Annotated in this window: 14 protein-coding genes; all 14 read right to left on the bottom strand. The window is 63.0% G+C overall.

The window, feature by feature from the left end:
• Positions 1–79 precede the first annotated feature (79 nt).
• On the bottom strand, positions 80–265 hold the full coding sequence (locus tag G7Y50_RS04450; protein ID WP_103265579.1) for a type Z 30S ribosomal protein S14: 186 nt from the start codon (positions 263–265) through the stop codon (positions 80–82).
• Between the two features lie 101 nt (positions 266–366).
• Positions 367–912: a 50S ribosomal protein L5 gene (rplE, locus tag G7Y50_RS04445; RefSeq protein ID WP_165050066.1), complete on the bottom strand. Its 546-nt coding sequence runs from the start codon at positions 910–912 to the stop codon at positions 367–369.
• 339 nt (positions 913–1,251) lie between these two features.
• Positions 1,252–1,563: a 50S ribosomal protein L24 gene (rplX, locus tag G7Y50_RS04440; protein ID WP_165050688.1), complete on the bottom strand. Its 312-nt coding sequence runs from the start codon at positions 1,561–1,563 to the stop codon at positions 1,252–1,254.
• A gap of 20 nt (positions 1,564–1,583) precedes the next feature.
• Entirely contained in the window at positions 1,584–1,952 is a 369-nt protein-coding gene (gene rplN / locus G7Y50_RS04435; RefSeq protein ID WP_022740329.1) for a 50S ribosomal protein L14, read from the bottom strand.
• A 50-nt stretch (positions 1,953–2,002) separates the two neighbouring features.
• Positions 2,003–2,263, bottom strand: coding sequence for a 30S ribosomal protein S17 (gene rpsQ / locus G7Y50_RS04430; protein WP_165050056.1), 261 nt, complete (start codon positions 2,261–2,263; stop codon positions 2,003–2,005).
• A gap of 20 nt (positions 2,264–2,283) precedes the next feature.
• Positions 2,284–2,478 (bottom strand): 50S ribosomal protein L29, encoded by a 195-nt coding sequence (gene rpmC / locus G7Y50_RS04425; RefSeq protein ID WP_160710048.1) that lies wholly within the window; start codon positions 2,476–2,478, stop codon positions 2,284–2,286.
• Positions 2,479–2,901 carry a 50S ribosomal protein L16 gene (gene rplP / locus G7Y50_RS04420; protein ID WP_165050028.1) on the bottom strand — a complete coding sequence of 141 codons (423 nt, stop codon included), beginning with the start codon at positions 2,899–2,901 and terminating at the stop codon, positions 2,479–2,481.
• Positions 2,901–3,611 (bottom strand): 30S ribosomal protein S3, encoded by a 711-nt coding sequence (gene rpsC, locus G7Y50_RS04415; RefSeq protein WP_165049999.1) that lies wholly within the window; start codon positions 3,609–3,611, stop codon positions 2,901–2,903. Before rpsC ends, rplP begins: the two co-directional genes overlap by 1 nt.
• A gap of 5 nt (positions 3,612–3,616) precedes the next feature.
• On the bottom strand, positions 3,617–3,958 hold the full coding sequence (gene rplV, locus G7Y50_RS04410; protein ID WP_165049990.1) for a 50S ribosomal protein L22: 342 nt from the start codon (positions 3,956–3,958) through the stop codon (positions 3,617–3,619).
• Positions 3,959–3,972: 14 nt separating this feature from the next.
• The gene (rpsS, locus tag G7Y50_RS04405) at positions 3,973–4,248 is read right to left on the bottom strand and encodes a 30S ribosomal protein S19 (protein ID WP_165049968.1); all 276 of its coding nucleotides are present in this window, start codon (positions 4,246–4,248) and stop codon (positions 3,973–3,975) included.
• A gap of 24 nt (positions 4,249–4,272) precedes the next feature.
• Entirely contained in the window at positions 4,273–5,103 is an 831-nt protein-coding gene (rplB, locus tag G7Y50_RS04400; protein ID WP_165049944.1) for a 50S ribosomal protein L2, read from the bottom strand.
• Between the two features lie 351 nt (positions 5,104–5,454).
• The gene (locus G7Y50_RS04395) at positions 5,455–7,524 is read right to left on the bottom strand and encodes a YgiQ family radical SAM protein (protein WP_241156421.1); all 2,070 of its coding nucleotides are present in this window, start codon (positions 7,522–7,524) and stop codon (positions 5,455–5,457) included.
• A 7-nt stretch (positions 7,525–7,531) separates the two neighbouring features.
• On the bottom strand, positions 7,532–8,884 hold the full coding sequence (gene tig, locus G7Y50_RS04390; protein WP_165049934.1) for a trigger factor: 1,353 nt from the start codon (positions 8,882–8,884) through the stop codon (positions 7,532–7,534).
• A 117-nt stretch (positions 8,885–9,001) separates the two neighbouring features.
• Positions 9,002–14,731, bottom strand: a complete 5,730-nt coding sequence (locus tag G7Y50_RS04385) for an InlB B-repeat-containing protein (RefSeq protein WP_165056949.1) — start codon at positions 14,729–14,731, stop codon at positions 9,002–9,004.
• Positions 14,732–14,909: the final 178 nt, after the last annotated feature.

The raw sequence follows: 14,909 nt of genomic DNA, 5'->3' as shown, positions 1-14,909 counted from the left end.
ATGAGCCGAGCGTTCGGTTCGTCGGCGCCCTTAGCGCCTCCGCCTTTCACGTCGACACACCCTAAACGTGTGCCAGCTCTTACCAGGAAGACTTGGTCACGCCGGGCAGCTCGCCTTTGTTGGCCAATTCACGCAAGCAGATGCGGCACAGGCCGAACTTGCGATAGTAAGCACGGGGACGCCCGCAACGCGTGCAGCGGTTGTGCTGACGCGTGGAGAACTTCGGCTCGCGCTTGGCTTTGGCGATCATCGATTTCTTAGCCATGCATTCCTTCTTTCTTGCTTAAAGACCCGAAACCCCATGCTTCAGGTCTTGTTGCCTGAGGTTACGCAAACAAGCCGCCCCTTGCGAGGCGGCTGTTCGGTTTACTTGCTCTTGAACGGGAAGCCCAGCGCGGAAAGCAGCGCGAAGGCGCTCTCGTTGTCGTCAGCCGTGGTCACGAACGTGATGTCCATGCCGCGGGTGCGATCAATCTTGTCGTAGTCGATCTCGGGGAAGATCAGCTGCTCGGTGATGCCGAGCGTGTAGTTGCCGCGGCCGTCGAAGCTCTTCGGCGAGATGCCGCGGAAGTCGCGCACGCGGGGAAGGGCGGTCGCCAGCAGGCGGTCGAGGAACTCCCACATGCGGTCGCCGCGCAGGGTGACCTTGCAGCCGATGGCCTGGCCCTCGCGCACATGGAAGCCGGCGATGGACTTCTTGGCGCGGGTGACGCAGGGCTGCTGGCCGGTGATGATGCGCATGTCGTTCATGGCGGCGTCGAGCAGCTTGGAGTCGCCGGCGGCAGCGCCCACGCCCATGTTCACGACGATCTTCTCGAGACGCGGAACCTGGTTGACGTTGGCGATGCCGAGCTCGCTCTCGAGCTTGGCGACGATCTCATTCTGATACTTTTCCTTCAAACGAGGAGCCATAGGTGAAACCTTTCCGTCGATGAATTAAACGCGGGATTTCCGACCCCGCGTCCCTGGTATCCCAGGGCCATAGAGCGCATGGGCGCCCGAAGAAGAGACTTTACCCGAAAGCCCCTCCCCGGTCAACCCATGCGCTCAAATCAACCTCGTTACTACAGCGAAACCCTCGCTGAACGTTCGTAACGTCAGCGAGGGTTTTCCCAGTGCCCCAGATTGGCGTGATGGCGAAGGCGAAGTGTACTTCGTACACGAGCTTTCGTCAGCGCGACAAGGTGGGGTGCTGGGGAAAGCCGCAGCGTCGAGCTGTTCCGCCGTTGCGTCAGCAACGGCGGAACAAAGCTAGTCGATGTCCTTGTTGCACTTCTTGCAGACGCGGACCTTCTTGCCGGCCTCGTTCACGCGCTTCGAGACGCGGGACGCCTGGTTGCAGTGCGGGCACACCAGCATCACGTTGGAGACGTGGATGGGGGCCTCCATGGTGGAGATGCCGCCCTGCGGGTTCGCCTGAGTCGGGCGCATGGCCTTCTTCATCATGTTGGCGCCCTCGACGACCACGCGCTGCTTCTGCGGGATCGAGCGCAGGATCTTGCCCTGCTTGCCCTTGTCCTTGCCGCACAGGATCTTGACGGTATCGCCCTTCTTCACATGCATTTTCATGACTGACACCTCCCTTAGAGCGTTTCCGGTGCCAGAGACACGATCTTCATGTACTTCTTGTCGCGGAGCTCGCGGGCGACGGGCCCGAAGATACGGGTGCCGCGCGGAGAGCCGTCGTTGTTGATCAGAACGGCGGCGTTCTGGTCGAAGCGGATGTAGGAGCCGTCAGCGCGACGGACTTCCTTCTTCACGCGCACGATCACGCAGCGGACGACCTCGCCCTTCTTCACGTTACCGTTGGGCATAGCCTCTTTCACGCTGCAGATGATCACATCACCGAGGCCCGCATAGCGGCGCTTCGAGCCGCCGAGGACCTTGATGCACTGCACCTTGCGAGCGCCGGAGTTGTCGGCCACCGCGAGCATGGATTGCATCTGAATCATATGCTTTACCTAACTTTCCTAAAAAGATAGCTGCATGCAACGCACACGCGCTATTTGGCCTTCTCGACGATCTTCACGAGGCGCCAGCGCTTCATCTTGGACAGCGGGCGCGTCTCCATGATCTGAACGATGTCGCCAACGCCGGCTTCGTTGTTCTCGTCATGGGCATGGAACTTCTTCGTGGTGGTCATCATCTTGCCGTACACCGGATGCGGTTTGCGCTGCTCGACGGCTACCACGATGGTCTTGTCATTGGTGTCGCTGACCACGACGCCCTGACGGACCTTACGCAAATTGCGCTCTTCAGTCATTTCTCACACCTTCCCTTAAGCTACGCGCTCAGCTCACGAGCACGCATCTCGGTCTGGATGCGCGCGATGTCCTTCTTAACCTGCTTAACGCGGGCGGTGTTGTCAAGCTGGCTCGTGGCCATCTGGAAGCGCAGGTTGAACAGCTCAGCACGCGCCTCCTTCAACTTCGCCTGCAGGTCTTCGGCAGAAAGTTCACGAATCTCTGCTGCTTTCATTTATTCCTGCCCTTCCGTCTCGCGAGTGACAATCTTGCACTTGATGGGCAGCTTGTTGATGGCGAGGCGCAAAGCCTCCTTGGCCGTCTCCTCGTCAACGCCGTCGATCTCGAACATGATGCGACCCGGCTTGACGACAGCTACCCAGCCCTCGGGGTTGCCCTTGCCGGAACCCATGCGGGTCTCAGCGGGCTTCGAGGTGATCGGCTTGTCGGGGAAGATCGTGATCCACACCTTGCCGCCACGCTTCATGTAGCGGGTCATGGCGATACGAGCTGCCTCGATCTGGCGGTTGGTGATCCAGTGGGCCTCAAGAGCCTGGATACCGTAAGAACCGTGGTTCAGGCGCGTGCCGCCCTTGGCCTTGCCCTTCATGGAACCACGCTGCACCTTGCGGTGCTTGACGCGCTTAGGTACGAGCATTACTTGTGCCCCCTCTCGTTACGATCGTTGCGACGGCGGCTCGGGCGGGAGCTTCCCTCGAGAGCCGGCTGCGGAGCCTTCTGGCCGGGGAGCACGTCGCCGTGGTAGACCCACACCTGGACGCCGATGGAGCCCATGGTGGTGGCGGCGGTGGCGAAGCCGTAGTCGATCTTGGCGCGCAGGGTGTGCAGCGGCACGCGACCCTCGCGGTACCACTCGCGGCGGCTCATCTCGGCGCCGCCGAGGCGGCCGGAGCACTGGATGCGGATGCCCTTGGCGCCGGACTTGCGGGCGGACTGGACGGCCTTGCGCATGGCGCGGCGGAAGGCGACGCGGCCCTCGAGCTGCTCGGCCACGGACTGGGCGATCAGCACGGCATCGAGCTCGGGACGCTTGATCTCGACGACCTCGACGGAGACGGGGCCGGAGGCGACCTTCTCGAGCTTCTTGCGCAGGGCGTCGATCTCGGCGCCCTTCTTGCCGATGACCACACCCGGGCGGGCCGTGGTGATGATGACCTTGATCTTGTCGCCAGCGCGCTCGATCTCAACCTTGGAGACAGCGGCACGGGCAAGGTAGGTGTCCAGGAACTTGCGAATGGCAAGGTCGTTCTCGAGGGTAGCGGCGTAGTTCTTGTCGGCGTACCAACGGCTGCGCCAATCCTCGGTGATGCCCAGGCGGAACCCAGTAGGGCTGACTTTCTGACCCATGGACTTTATGCCTCCTCTCGCGGTGCAACGATGATGGTGATGTGGCTGGTGCGCTTGTTGATGCGCGACGCAGAGCCTTTGGCACGCGGGCGGATGCGCTTCAGCGTCGGACCCTCGTCCACGTAGGCGGCCTTCACGACGAGCGTGTCGGCGCGCAGGTGGTTGTTGTGCTCAGCGTTGGCCACGGCGGAGTTGAGCGTCTTCTCGACGGTCTCCGCGATGGCGCGGTTGGTAAATGCCAGAATCTCACGAGCCTGCTCGACGGACTTGCCGCGAACCAGGTCGACAACGACGCGAGCCTTGCGAGGGGAGACGCGAACGTAGCGGGATACTGCCTTAACTTCCATTGTTCACCCCTATCCTATCGCTTCTTGCCCTTGTCGGCCGAATGACCCTTGAACGTGCGGGTCGGGGCGAACTCGCCCAGCTTGTGGCCAACCATGGACTCGGTGATGTATACCGGCACGTGCTTGCGACCATCGTGAACGGCGATGGTGTGGCCGACCATCTCGGGGAAGATGGTGCTGGCACGGGACCAGGTCTTGATGACGTTCTTTTCGCCAGCCGCGTTCATAGCCTCGATGCGACCCAGAAGGCGCGGTTCTACGAAAGGACCCTTTTTCAAACTTCTGCTCACTATTACTCCTTAAAGTGTCACGCGCTACTTCTTGCGACGGCGAATGATCAAGCGGCTCGACGCCTTCTTGGGGTTGCGGGTGCGATGGCCCTTGGTGGGAACGCCCCACGGCGTGACCGGATGACGGCCAGCGGACTTGTTCTTGCCCTCGCCGCCGCCATGCGGATGGTCGACCGGGTTCATGACGGTGCCGCGGACGGTGGGACGAACGCCCATCCAGCGCTTGCGGCCGGCCTTGCCGATCTTGATGTTGGAGTGCTCAGCGTTGCCGACCTCGCCGATGGTGGCGCGGCACGTGAGGAGCACGCGGCGCATCTCGGAGGAGGGCATGCGCAGGATGGCGTACTTGCCTTCCTTGCCCATGAGCTGAATGCTGGTGCCAGCAGAGCGGGCGATCGCCGCGCCGCGACCCGGCTGCAGCTCGACGTTGTGGACGAGCGTGCCGACGGGGATGTTGGCGAGCGGCAGGGCGTTGCCGGGCTTGATGTCGGCCTCAGGGCCGCTTACCACCATGTCGCCTACCTTGAGGCCCTTGGGGTGGATGATGTAGCGCTTCTCGCCGTCGACGTAGTGCAGAAGGGCGATGCGAGCCGAGCGGTTCGGATCGTACTCGATCGTGGCGACCTTGGCAGGCACGCCGTCCTTGTTGCGCTTGAAGTCGATGATGCGGTAGCGCTGCTTGTTGCCGCCACCCTGATGACGGGTGGTGATGCGGCCGTAGTTGTTGCGCCCGGCCTTCTTAGGCTTCGGCGCAAGCAGCGACTTCTCCGGCTTCGACGTGGTGATCTCCGCGAAGTCGGAGACCGTCTGGAAGCGTCGGCCGGGGCTTGTCGGCTTGTACTGTTTGATACCCACAGTTCAACCTTTCCTGTACCTTCGGGCTAGCTTGCCTGCGCCCCGCGCCTGGTGACGGCAGGTGGAACGCCGGCGGCAGCCCGCCGAGACCCTTGCTCGCGCGCCTCTCCGCACACCAAGGACCTCATCTACGTTACATGGCCAGGCGATTGCCGATCATGCGCCGATGGAGGCTCGGCGCCGCGACTCCGTCTAACCACGCGTCCGGGTGTATCCATAACACACGCAGACGCAAAGAGACATTATATGCGCGCGAAGGAAGGATTTCAAGGAAAAGTTGCCGGATGTCGCGGGGACACAAGGTGCACACAGCCGTCGAGCTGGGCGAGCTGGGCGGCGAGGTCGGGGGCGCTACCGCCCCTTGCGAATGCCGCCCTTGCGGCCGTTGGCCTTCGGGGGGCGCCCGGCGCGCTGAGGCTGCGCGGGCGCAGGGCGGGCGGCGCCCTTCGAGCCACGCGAGGACTTCACGCCCCTTGCGCCCTCCCCTTTCGCGCTGCCTTTCGCGGGGTTCGCGCGCTCCCCTTTCGCAGCGCCTTTCGCAGAATTCGCGGGGTTGCGCTTGGAGGGCTTGCGGGGGCGGATGAGGCAGTCGGGGCCGTAGCCGACGAGGTCGCGGCGGCCCGCCTTCGCGAGCGCCTCGGCCACCAGGTCGTAGTTGGCGGGGTTGCGGTACTGGATGAGGGCGCGCTGCAGGGCCTTCTCGTGCGGCGAGCGCGGCACGTAGACGGGCTGCATGGTGCGCGGGTCGACGCCGGTGTAGTACATGCAGGTGGAGATGGTCGAGGGCGTGGGGTAGAAGTCCTGCACCTGCTCGGGGTTGTAGCCCATGTCGCGGCAGAACTCGGCGAGCTCGACGGCCTCCTTGAGCGTGGAGCCGGGGTGCGACGACATGAGGTAGGGCACGAGGTACTGCTTCTTGCCTACGCGGGCGTTCTCGGCCTCGTAGGCGCGCACGAACGCGTCGTACACCGCGCGGGAGGGCTTGCCCATGTGGCGCAGCACCTCGTCGGACACGTGCTCGGGCGCCACCTTGAGCTGGCCTGACACGTGGTGGGCCACGAGCTCGCGCAGAAACGCGGGGTCGGGGTCGGCCATCACGTAGTCGAAGCGGATGCCCGAGCGCACGAACACCTTCTTCACGCCCGGCAGCGCGCGCAGCGCGCGCAGAAGCTCCACGTAGTCGGCGTGGCTCACGTCCAAGGCGCGGCAGGGCTCGGGAACAAGGCAGCGCTTGCGCGCGCACGCGCCGCGCTCGAGCTGGTGCGAGCAGGCCGGCGCGCGGAAGTTCGCCGTGGGGCCGCCCACGTCGTGGATGTAGCCCTTGAACCCGGGGTCCTGCGTGATGAGGCGCGCCTCGTCGAGGAGCGACTCGCGGCTGCGCGCCGAGATGATGCGCCCCTGGTGGAACGTGAGCGCGCAGAACGAGCACTCGCCGAAGCAGCCGCGGCAGCTCGCGAGGCTGAACTTCACCTCGGCGATGGCGGGCACGCCGCCGGCCGCGTCGTAGGCGGGATGCCACGTGCGCGCGTACGGCAGGCGGTAGACCGCGTCCATCTCGGAGGTGGTCAGCGGGGGCGCGGGCGGGTTCTGCACCACGAACTCGTGGTCGGAGTAGGGCTCGACCAGGCGCTTCCCGCGGACGGGGTCGGCGTTGTCGTACTGGACGGCGAAGCTCTCGGCGTACTTCAGCTTGTCGGCGCGGATCTCGTCCCACGAGGGCAGAAGCTCGTAGTCGTACACGTGCTCGAGCGAGCGCGCCTTGTACACGGTGCCGTCGATGAACGTGAGGTCGGCGACGGAGAGCCCCGCGGCGAGCGCGTCGGCGATCTGGACGATGGAGTGCTCCCCCATCCCGTAGCTCACGAGGTCGGCGCCCGAGTCGAGCAGGATGGAGCGCTTGAGGGAGTCCGACCAGTAGTCGTAGTGCGCCAGGCGGCGCAGGCTCGCCTCGATGCCGCCGAGGATGACGGGCGCCTTCTTGTAGGTGCGGCGGATGAGGTTCGCGTACACCACCGCCGCGTGGTCGGGGCGGCGCCCCGCCTCGCCGCCGGGCGTGAACGCGTCTGAGCGGCGGCGCTTCTTGGCCACGGTGTAGTGGTTCACCATGGAGTCCATGTTGCCCGCCGACACCAGAAAGCCCAGTCGCGGCTCGCCGAACACGGTGACGGAGGCCGGGTCGCGCCAGTCGGGCTGCGCGATGACGCCCACGCGGTAGCCGTGCGCCTCGAGCAGGCGCGTGATGATGGCGTGGCCGAACGAGGGGTGGTCGACGTAGGCGTCGCCCGACACGTACACGAAGTCGAGCTCGTCCCATCCGCGCGCGGCCGCCGCCTCGCGCGTCATGGGAAGGAAGTCAGCGGCCGCAGCCTCCTTTCGCGTGGGAGCTGCGGCCTTGTTCTTTCGGGGCTTCGCGTGCGGCAAGGGCGGGCTACTCCGCGGCTTCGTCGGCTGCGGGCTCCTCGAGCACCTCGGGCGCTGCGGCGGGCGCCTCCTCGGGGTGCTTCACGATCGCATGCTCGAGCGCCCAGCGGTTGGCCTTCATGCGCTCGGCTGACTCGCGCAGGGCGAAGCCGCGGCCCGACTGCTCGAACTGCTGGCGTATCTGCTTAGGGTTCGCCTGCGGGTTCATCACGCGGCAGGCGGCGTCGATGTCCTCGTCGGTGAGCTTGAGCTTCTCGTGGCGGAACACCGCGTCGAGCGCGAAGCCCTGCACGAGCATCTCGCGCGTCTGGAGCATGAGCATCATGCCGAACTGCTGCTCGCCGCCGTTCTCCTGCACGAACTCCTCCCAGTCCTTGCCCTGCTGCTGCAGGTTGACGCGCAGGTTCTGCACGAGGTTGTCGCGCATGGCCTCGTACGCCTCGTCGGCGATCTTGCCCTCGAAGCGACGGCCGAGCTCAGAGGCGACCGCCTGCATGCAGTAGGTGTCGTACTGCTCGCGATCCTGGCGCTCGAGGTTGCGGGCGATATCGGCGCGCAGCGCGGCGAGGTCCTTGTACATGGGCATGTTCTTGGCGATCCACTCGTCGTCGATGGTGGGGACCGCCTCCTTCTGGATCTCCTTCACCGTGAGCGTGCAGTCGATGACCTGCGTGATCTCGTTGAAGTCATCGTCGATGCCGGGGCCCTCGAAGGTGAACTGCTTCGTCTCGCCCGGCTGCATGCCCAGGATCGCCTCGTCGAAGCCCTCGGGCATGTAGCCCTTGCCGGCCGTGTAGGTGCGGCCCTCGGTGCTGAGGCCCTTGAGTTCCTCGCCCTTCTCGAAGCACTTCATGGCGATGAGGCAGCTGTCGCCCTTCTCGACCGGACGGGGGTCGTCCGCGACGAAGGAGGTGTAGCGCTTCGCCATGTCCTCGATCTGCGCGTCGACGACGGCCTCGTTGAAGCGGTAGGGCTGGACGGTGACCTCGACCGGGTCGTACGAGGTGAGCTCGTAGTCGGGCTTCAGCGTGACCTCCACGTCGAAGGAGAACTGGCGGCCGCGCTTGAACGGCGACTTCGGCTCGGCCTTCGGCGGGAACAGCGGCACGATGTTCTTCTTGTCGAGCGCGAGCGGGACGAGCGCCTCGATGGCGCTGGCCTCCACGATGGAGTCGAGGTTCTTGATGCCCATGTGCTCCTCGGCGACCTCGGCGACCGTCTTGCCCTGCTGCGGCTGCAAGCCCATGGACTGGGCGAACGCCACGTGCGCCGCCTGCAGGACGTTGCTGACCTCGTCGACGGTGGCGACGGCCTCGAGGCGGACCTTGCCGGGCTCGAGCTTCTTCTGGTTGACCTTCATGAGGGGTTTCTCTCCTTCATCTCCCTTGCGCCCCTGAGGGCGCCTCGTTGTGCTTGGGCATCATTCTAGCGCAGGAACAGCGCAAAAGCACACGGATTGGGCGTATTCGACCCTCCCCTATTTGTTCTGGCCCGCGAACGCCGTCGCCGTCGCACCCCGCGGAGCCATGGGGACGGGGCTGAACCCGAAGCCCTCGCGGGCAGGCTCCTTTGAAGGCGAGTTGTCATCGCCCGCGATCTCGTCCTCGTACTTCTTGAGGCGACGCGAGAACAGCGCGCGGCGAGCCGCCACGCATGCCGCGTAGACGAGCGTGACGATGATGCCGAGGATGATGTAGAAGTGCACCCAGCAGCTCACATGGCGCTCGGCCAGCGGGGTGGCCTCGTCGCCGATGTCAGCGAGCGGCGTGGCGTCCTCGCCGATGACGGCTTCGGCCGCGCCCTCGAGCGCGTCAACGAGGGGCGTCATCGCAGGGGTCAGCGCCCCGTCAGGCACCGTGCCCGGCACCTGGGTCGGCGTCGGCGGAGTCGGGATCACCGGTATGATGTTGCCAGGAGTCGTGCCACCGGGGGTCGGCGTGGTACCGCCCGGGGTATCAGGCGTCGTGCCGCCCGGGGTCGTGCCGCCGGGGGTGGTACCACCGGGCGTATCGGGAGTCGGCTCATCGGGAACAGGAGCCGCTGTGATGGTGAAGGTACCGGGAGTGACCTCTGCCGTGTAGTTCGGATTGCTCGCATAGCTGGCCACAAGCACGTCAGGATACGAGCCCACGGCCTCTTCCGAACCGATGCGATAGTAGGTGATGGTGCCCAAGTCATCTTGGCTCACTAAGCCGTCGGGCTTGCCCGTGAACACCGGATCAGTCGTGCCGACCTGCTTGGAAGCGCTGTTCACCGTGATGACGACGGAAGCAGGATCAACAATCAACGTACCGTCTTTGGCATCGATGGCGAAGTCTCTCGTCACATCGTTGCCATCGGCGTCACGGATGATGATGTTCGACAGCGAACTCATCGAGCTGCCCGCGTTAGTCTGCTCGCCCGAGACGACGGCCTCAGCCGTATATCCCGCCGGCAACCCTTCGAAGACGGCGGCACCTGGGACGAGCGGCGTACCGTCATAGGTCTTCCGCGCGCTAGGAGCAATTGCAACGACTGAGCCGAGAGCAGCCGTCTTGACATCGACCACGTAATTTCTGTCGACATCGGAAACAGCACCGAATGTGTAGGAGATCATGCCAGGCGTGACGTTCTGAGGCTCGCCGTTGACAGCAATCGAGACAATGCGATACCCGCTTGCAGCTGTAAAAGTCATGGGCTCAGAAGACGCCAGATAGCGAACCTCCTGGTTGTTGCCCTCGACCGAACCGCCGTTGTCGATAACTCCACTCACCGTATAGAGGTTGCGATCGTAGTACAGCCTAAGGACGAGCGAGCCGTCCCCGGCGATGATGCCGGACTCGACCGAATCACCAGTCACCACATGCGTGAAGCCCGTGTAGCTCTTCGGCGCCGCCGTAACTTCAGTGCCCGTGGTACCCACGCCCTCTGTTGTCTCAAACAGGGCGTAGCCGTCACCCACAACATTTTGACGATAATATTGGACTTCATATCTAGCACTGGGATTCGCCGTCCACTGGGCGGTGTAGGTGACCGAGCCGGTGACGGTGCCGGCGACCTCGGGGCTCCAGCCCTTGAAGGTGTAGCCGGGGCGGGCCGGGTCGGCGGGCGTGTCGCCGCCGTTGGTGAACGCGGGCGTTTCGTCGCCGTAGGCCAGGCCCCCGGTCACCTGGTCGGCGAAGACCTCGGAGCCCTCGACGCCGTCGGTGTAGGTGACGGCGTAGACGTCCTGGGTCCACTGGGCGGTGTAGGTGACCGAGCCGGTGACGGTGCCGGCGACCTCGGGGCTCCAGCCCTTGAAGGTGTAGCCGGGGCGGGCCGGGTCGGCGGGCGTGTCGCCGCCGTTGGTGAACGCGGGCGTTTCGTCGCCGTAGGCCAGGCCCCCGGTCACCTGGTCGGCGAAGACCTCGGATCCCTCGACGCCGTCGGTGTAGGTGACGGCGTACTCATCTTGAGTCCATCTGGCGGTGTATAACGTATTATCGTACGAGCCAGTGGTCTTACCGGCATTCAGGTGTTTTACGGCTTCCTCGCGAGTCAATACCTCGTTGGAGGAAATCTTCTTCGCAGCATCACCCTCGCCGACATACCAGCCGTCAAATGTATAGCCGTTGTCGGTCTTGACGATCGCGCCGGTCACGCCCGTGGCTTCGCGAACCCAGATGTCATCGTTCGTCCACCTGAGGCCATAAACGGGTTTCGTGCCGTCAGCGGCAAGTCGGGCAACCTGGCCACCAGTCTCGGCCTTGTAGGTGACGTCATAGGTTTGACTGGGATCAACGGCATAGTAGACCGTCGCAGAAGCCTTGTTGTCATTGGTAACCGTCAGACCAGTGGGCTGCCATTCCTTGAGCTTGTAGCCGCCGCTAGTCGCAGGATTTTCCCAAGTGACCCACTCGCCGACGTAACCGGTACCAGTCTTCGGATTGGGATCGATACCCGGCACGGGTTTGGTCGTCTCGTCGATGAAGTAGTTGACCTCGTAGTTGAACTTCACCGTCTGATCGACTTCGAACTTGGCCGTGTAGGTCGTGTTGGCGTAATGCCCGTTCTTGTCTACGTTGAGCTTGTCCTTGGCTGTTCCTTCGCTGAGCGTAAGATCACTTGAAACGAGATGCGCCCCCTTGTACCAGCCCTTAAACTTGTATCCTGGATTTGGCGTGACCGTTGAACCAGCCACCTTCTCGTTGCTGTCTACGAGGTCAGTCTGGCTACGCTGGCTGAGGGAACCGCCCCTTTCTGGATCAGTCTTGTAGGTAACGGTGTAGTGGTCGTCACTTTTCCATTGGGCGTACAGGGTCTTATCGGAATCCATGACGATCTCATTGCCCGCCCAATACGTTGTATAGCCTGCGCCCTCTTTGCTCTCTTTCCACCCGTCAAAGACATAGCCGTCAGAACGCGTCGGGACCATATCCGAGATTGTTGCTTGATCGTTTTTGTTATACATCTCACCTGCAGGCATGTTGTCCCATATGCCATCAGGGGCATTCGGCTCGTAGGTGAGAGCAACCTTGTTTTTGTCCACGATGACGCCGTCAACGTGCCACCCGTCGCTTTCGTTCTTTATCACGTACCACACAACATCTTGAGTGTTGGGATCGTATGTTTTTACCATATGATCCCGTATCTGCTCAGGAGTCGGCTCATAGGCCAGCTTGGCAGAAACGCCCGTAGTATTCGCGTAAAACACCCCCAGCTTGACGGCATCTTCGACCTTGACGCGGCCTGTGTATTGATCCGTCGGATAAGCCTGGGGCTCTCTGGGGATCTTCCCATCTGTGCGAATGCAGAATTCTGCATCGAGGTTCTTGCTCGCCCATGTCGCGTACAGAATCACGTCCTCGCTGGATACCGTGTAGTTGTAGCCAACAGGGTAGACCGTGTTAGTGTAGTGAGCCACACCACCGCCAGTTGCGTTGCTGTCCGTCGACCACCCCACGAACTCCAAGTCTTTCCTTTCCCCGCTATAGTCAGGAAGGGAAATTGTCGTGCCGATTGGCTTCCTGGTCGAAGCCGGAGCAGAAGCGCTTCCTCCGTTGTTGTCAAACGCAACGCTCCGAAAAGTCGCGACGGTGATGACTATGCTGGATGAGGTTTCGCCGTCGAGTGCCGCCGTTATGGTCGCAGTGCCGTCATGCACCGCGCTCACAAGACCGCTGCCGTCAACCGTGGCAACACTTGCATCGCTGGACGACCACGTCACAGGAGCATCCACGGGAGTCCTCATGGCGACAAGCTGCACTGTGCCGTTCTCCTCAATGGTGGTGCTGCTCTCGGCCCCAACCCTGATGCTCTTCGCAGAGCTCTCCTGCCATACGGCGAAGAACGTCTTGTTGCCCTCAACGGTCCATTTGGAGCCAGCTGGGTAGATCTCCCCACCGCCAGATCCAGTCGTCTCCACATCGCTATAATCTGCCCAGCCCATGAAAGTGCAGGCTTTTTCGCCTTCACCCATAGTCAAGCCTTCTGCTCCCGGTAGGATGACAACGGTTCCGGCAGGCTCAGAAATGCTATCGGGAGCCGTGCCCGACGCGCCATTTGCATCGAACTTAACCGTAGGAACAACACTGATATAGAAATACTCGAAGTTATCCCCATCGCTTCCATAGCGAACCGCATAAGTCGTCCCAGGCTCTGCGCCTTCGCTGATCGCGACCGTCGCGTAAGCGTCTTTCGGAGTTTGACCCTCGTTGAGGTCATAGCCCCAATCAAGAGAGGTGCCGTCCTCGGTTTCGTTTGGCCCATAAGCGTCATCGCCCTGGGCGATCGCCCAACTGCCAACACGAGACGGATCAAGATCGCTGACCCTCAGCTCCACCGTTTCACCGGCTGCGGCAGCATATTGGTGGTCGATTGAATTCACGGCACCATCCACATTGGAGTTTTCCGTAGTACCACCCACTACGTAAATCGTGAAGTGGTCCACATCGAAGCTCTGGATGGTGGGATTGGCTTGGCGGGCACCAATGGTCTCAACAGTGGAGGTGTCGTTGGACACGCGGTACACGCCTATCTCGTCACCCGCCACGTAGTTGTCGAAGAAGCATACGTTCACGGCGCCGTCGGGCTGGATGGTGTCGCCGTCCTTGTCGAGCAGCGTCACGTCGATGGCCACGGCGTCCTGGAGCTCCTTGCCCTGCGCCTCCACCTTGTCGCTCACGGCGTCGATCACGTCCTGGCTCTCGACGGCGACGGCCTTCACGGTGGTGCCCTCAGGGAGGACGCCCTCGCCGGCGGTCACCTTGACGATGATGTTGCCCACGTAGGCGTAGCCCTCGAAGACGGGGCTGCTCACGTCGGCGTGGACGGTGACGACCTCTTCGTCATCAGCCGCAGCCTTGCCATCGGCCGCTTCGTGGTCAGCAGATTCGCTGCCTTCGGCTGCCTCAGACTCGGCAGACTCTGCAGAATCGGCGGCTTCGCCAGCTTCGGACTCACCAGCGGCCGCGGGCTCACCGGCAGCCGCAGACTCGCCGGTCCCCCCTTCCGCCTTGATGTCAGTATCGTTGGTCAGGGGCGTCGTATCGGACGTCGGGGCAGCTTCGGCGGCCTCGTCGGCTTCGACCTTGACCACCACCACGAGGGTGCTGTTGACGTGGTCGGCGGCTATCGCGGACATGCCGTCCTTGACGGTGACGGGAACGTTCTCCGTCGCGGAGTTCTTCGCCTTGATGCTGGCGATCTTGTATCCGGCGTTAGCGCCGGCGCGGAACGTGAGGTCCTTCGACTTCTCGATCTTCATCGGGATCTTCTTGGTGCCGGCGAGCTTCTGGCCCCTCACCTCGACGTAGGCGTTCTCGAGGTCGAAGGTGACCACGGCCTCGTCGAGGTTCGCCTCGACAAGCGGCGGGGTGGGAAGGACGGCATGCGGGTCGTTCGCGACCGCCGCCGTGCTGGAAGCAGCCGGGACGGCCCCCTGCTCACCCGCGGGCTCCTTCGCGCCGCCCGATGCGGCAGATTCGGACACAGCGGCGTCCTTGCGCTGGTCAGCAGACACAGCCGGATCGATCTGCCCCGTTTTGGCGTCTTCGCTCACGACGCCGCCGGCCTCAGCGAACGCGAACACGTTCGTCACGCTGAGCACGAGGGCAACCGATAGGAGCACGGAGAGAGCCTTTCCCTCGAACGTTCCCTTCGCATCGACCAGTCGCTCGAACATACTGACCACCCAGCTCTCCCATGCGGCTTCCCGCCTGCTGTGCGGATTCCGGCCGTGATTTTTCACAGCCTTCTCACACCTTGGCGGGGCAAGCGGTGCAAAACGCGCCTTCGCCAATCTCCTCATTCATAAACTGATTCGTCATGCTCGTCGTTTTCGCAGGCCATAAGCTTGCTCGTGCGTTTTGACGAAAAAGTATACGGCTATCTACAGTTGTACGATATCATAGCATCGGCTATTAACA

The sequence above is a fragment of the Adlercreutzia sp. ZJ176 genome (genome assembly GCF_011038975.1).
Taxonomy (GTDB): Bacteria; Actinomycetota; Coriobacteriia; order Coriobacteriales; family Eggerthellaceae; genus CAAEEV01.
The sequence above is the reverse complement of the archived record's forward strand: the minus strand, read 5'-3'. Positions and strand labels throughout refer to the sequence as shown.

Excerpts from the sequence above, each read along its gene's own strand:
- rplP (WP_165050028.1), bottom strand. The coding sequence starts at position 2,901 with ATGCTCGTACCTAAGCGCGTCAAGCACCGCAAGGTGCAGCGTGGTTCC.
- rplV (WP_165049990.1), bottom strand. The coding sequence starts at position 3,958 with ATGGAAGTTAAGGCAGTATCCCGCTACGTTCGCGTCTCCCCTCGCAAG.
- rplX (WP_165050688.1), bottom strand. The coding sequence starts at position 1,563 with ATGCATGTGAAGAAGGGCGATACCGTCAAGATCCTGTGCGGCAAGGAC.
- rpsQ (WP_165050056.1), bottom strand. The coding sequence starts at position 2,263 with ATGACTGAAGAGCGCAATTTGCGTAAGGTCCGTCAGGGCGTCGTGGTC.
- rpsC (WP_165049999.1), bottom strand. The coding sequence starts at position 3,611 with ATGGGTCAGAAAGTCAGCCCTACTGGGTTCCGCCTGGGCATCACCGAG.
- rpmC (WP_160710048.1), bottom strand. The coding sequence starts at position 2,478 with ATGAAAGCAGCAGAGATTCGTGAACTTTCTGCCGAAGACCTGCAGGCG.
- G7Y50_RS04450 (WP_103265579.1), bottom strand. The coding sequence starts at position 265 with ATGGCTAAGAAATCGATGATCGCCAAAGCCAAGCGCGAGCCGAAGTTC.
- rplN (WP_022740329.1), bottom strand. The coding sequence starts at position 1,952 with ATGATTCAGATGCAATCCATGCTCGCGGTGGCCGACAACTCCGGCGCT.
- tig (WP_165049934.1), bottom strand. The coding sequence starts at position 8,884 with ATGAAGGTCAACCAGAAGAAGCTCGAGCCCGGCAAGGTCCGCCTCGAG.
- rplE (WP_165050066.1), bottom strand. The coding sequence starts at position 912 with ATGGCTCCTCGTTTGAAGGAAAAGTATCAGAATGAGATCGTCGCCAAG.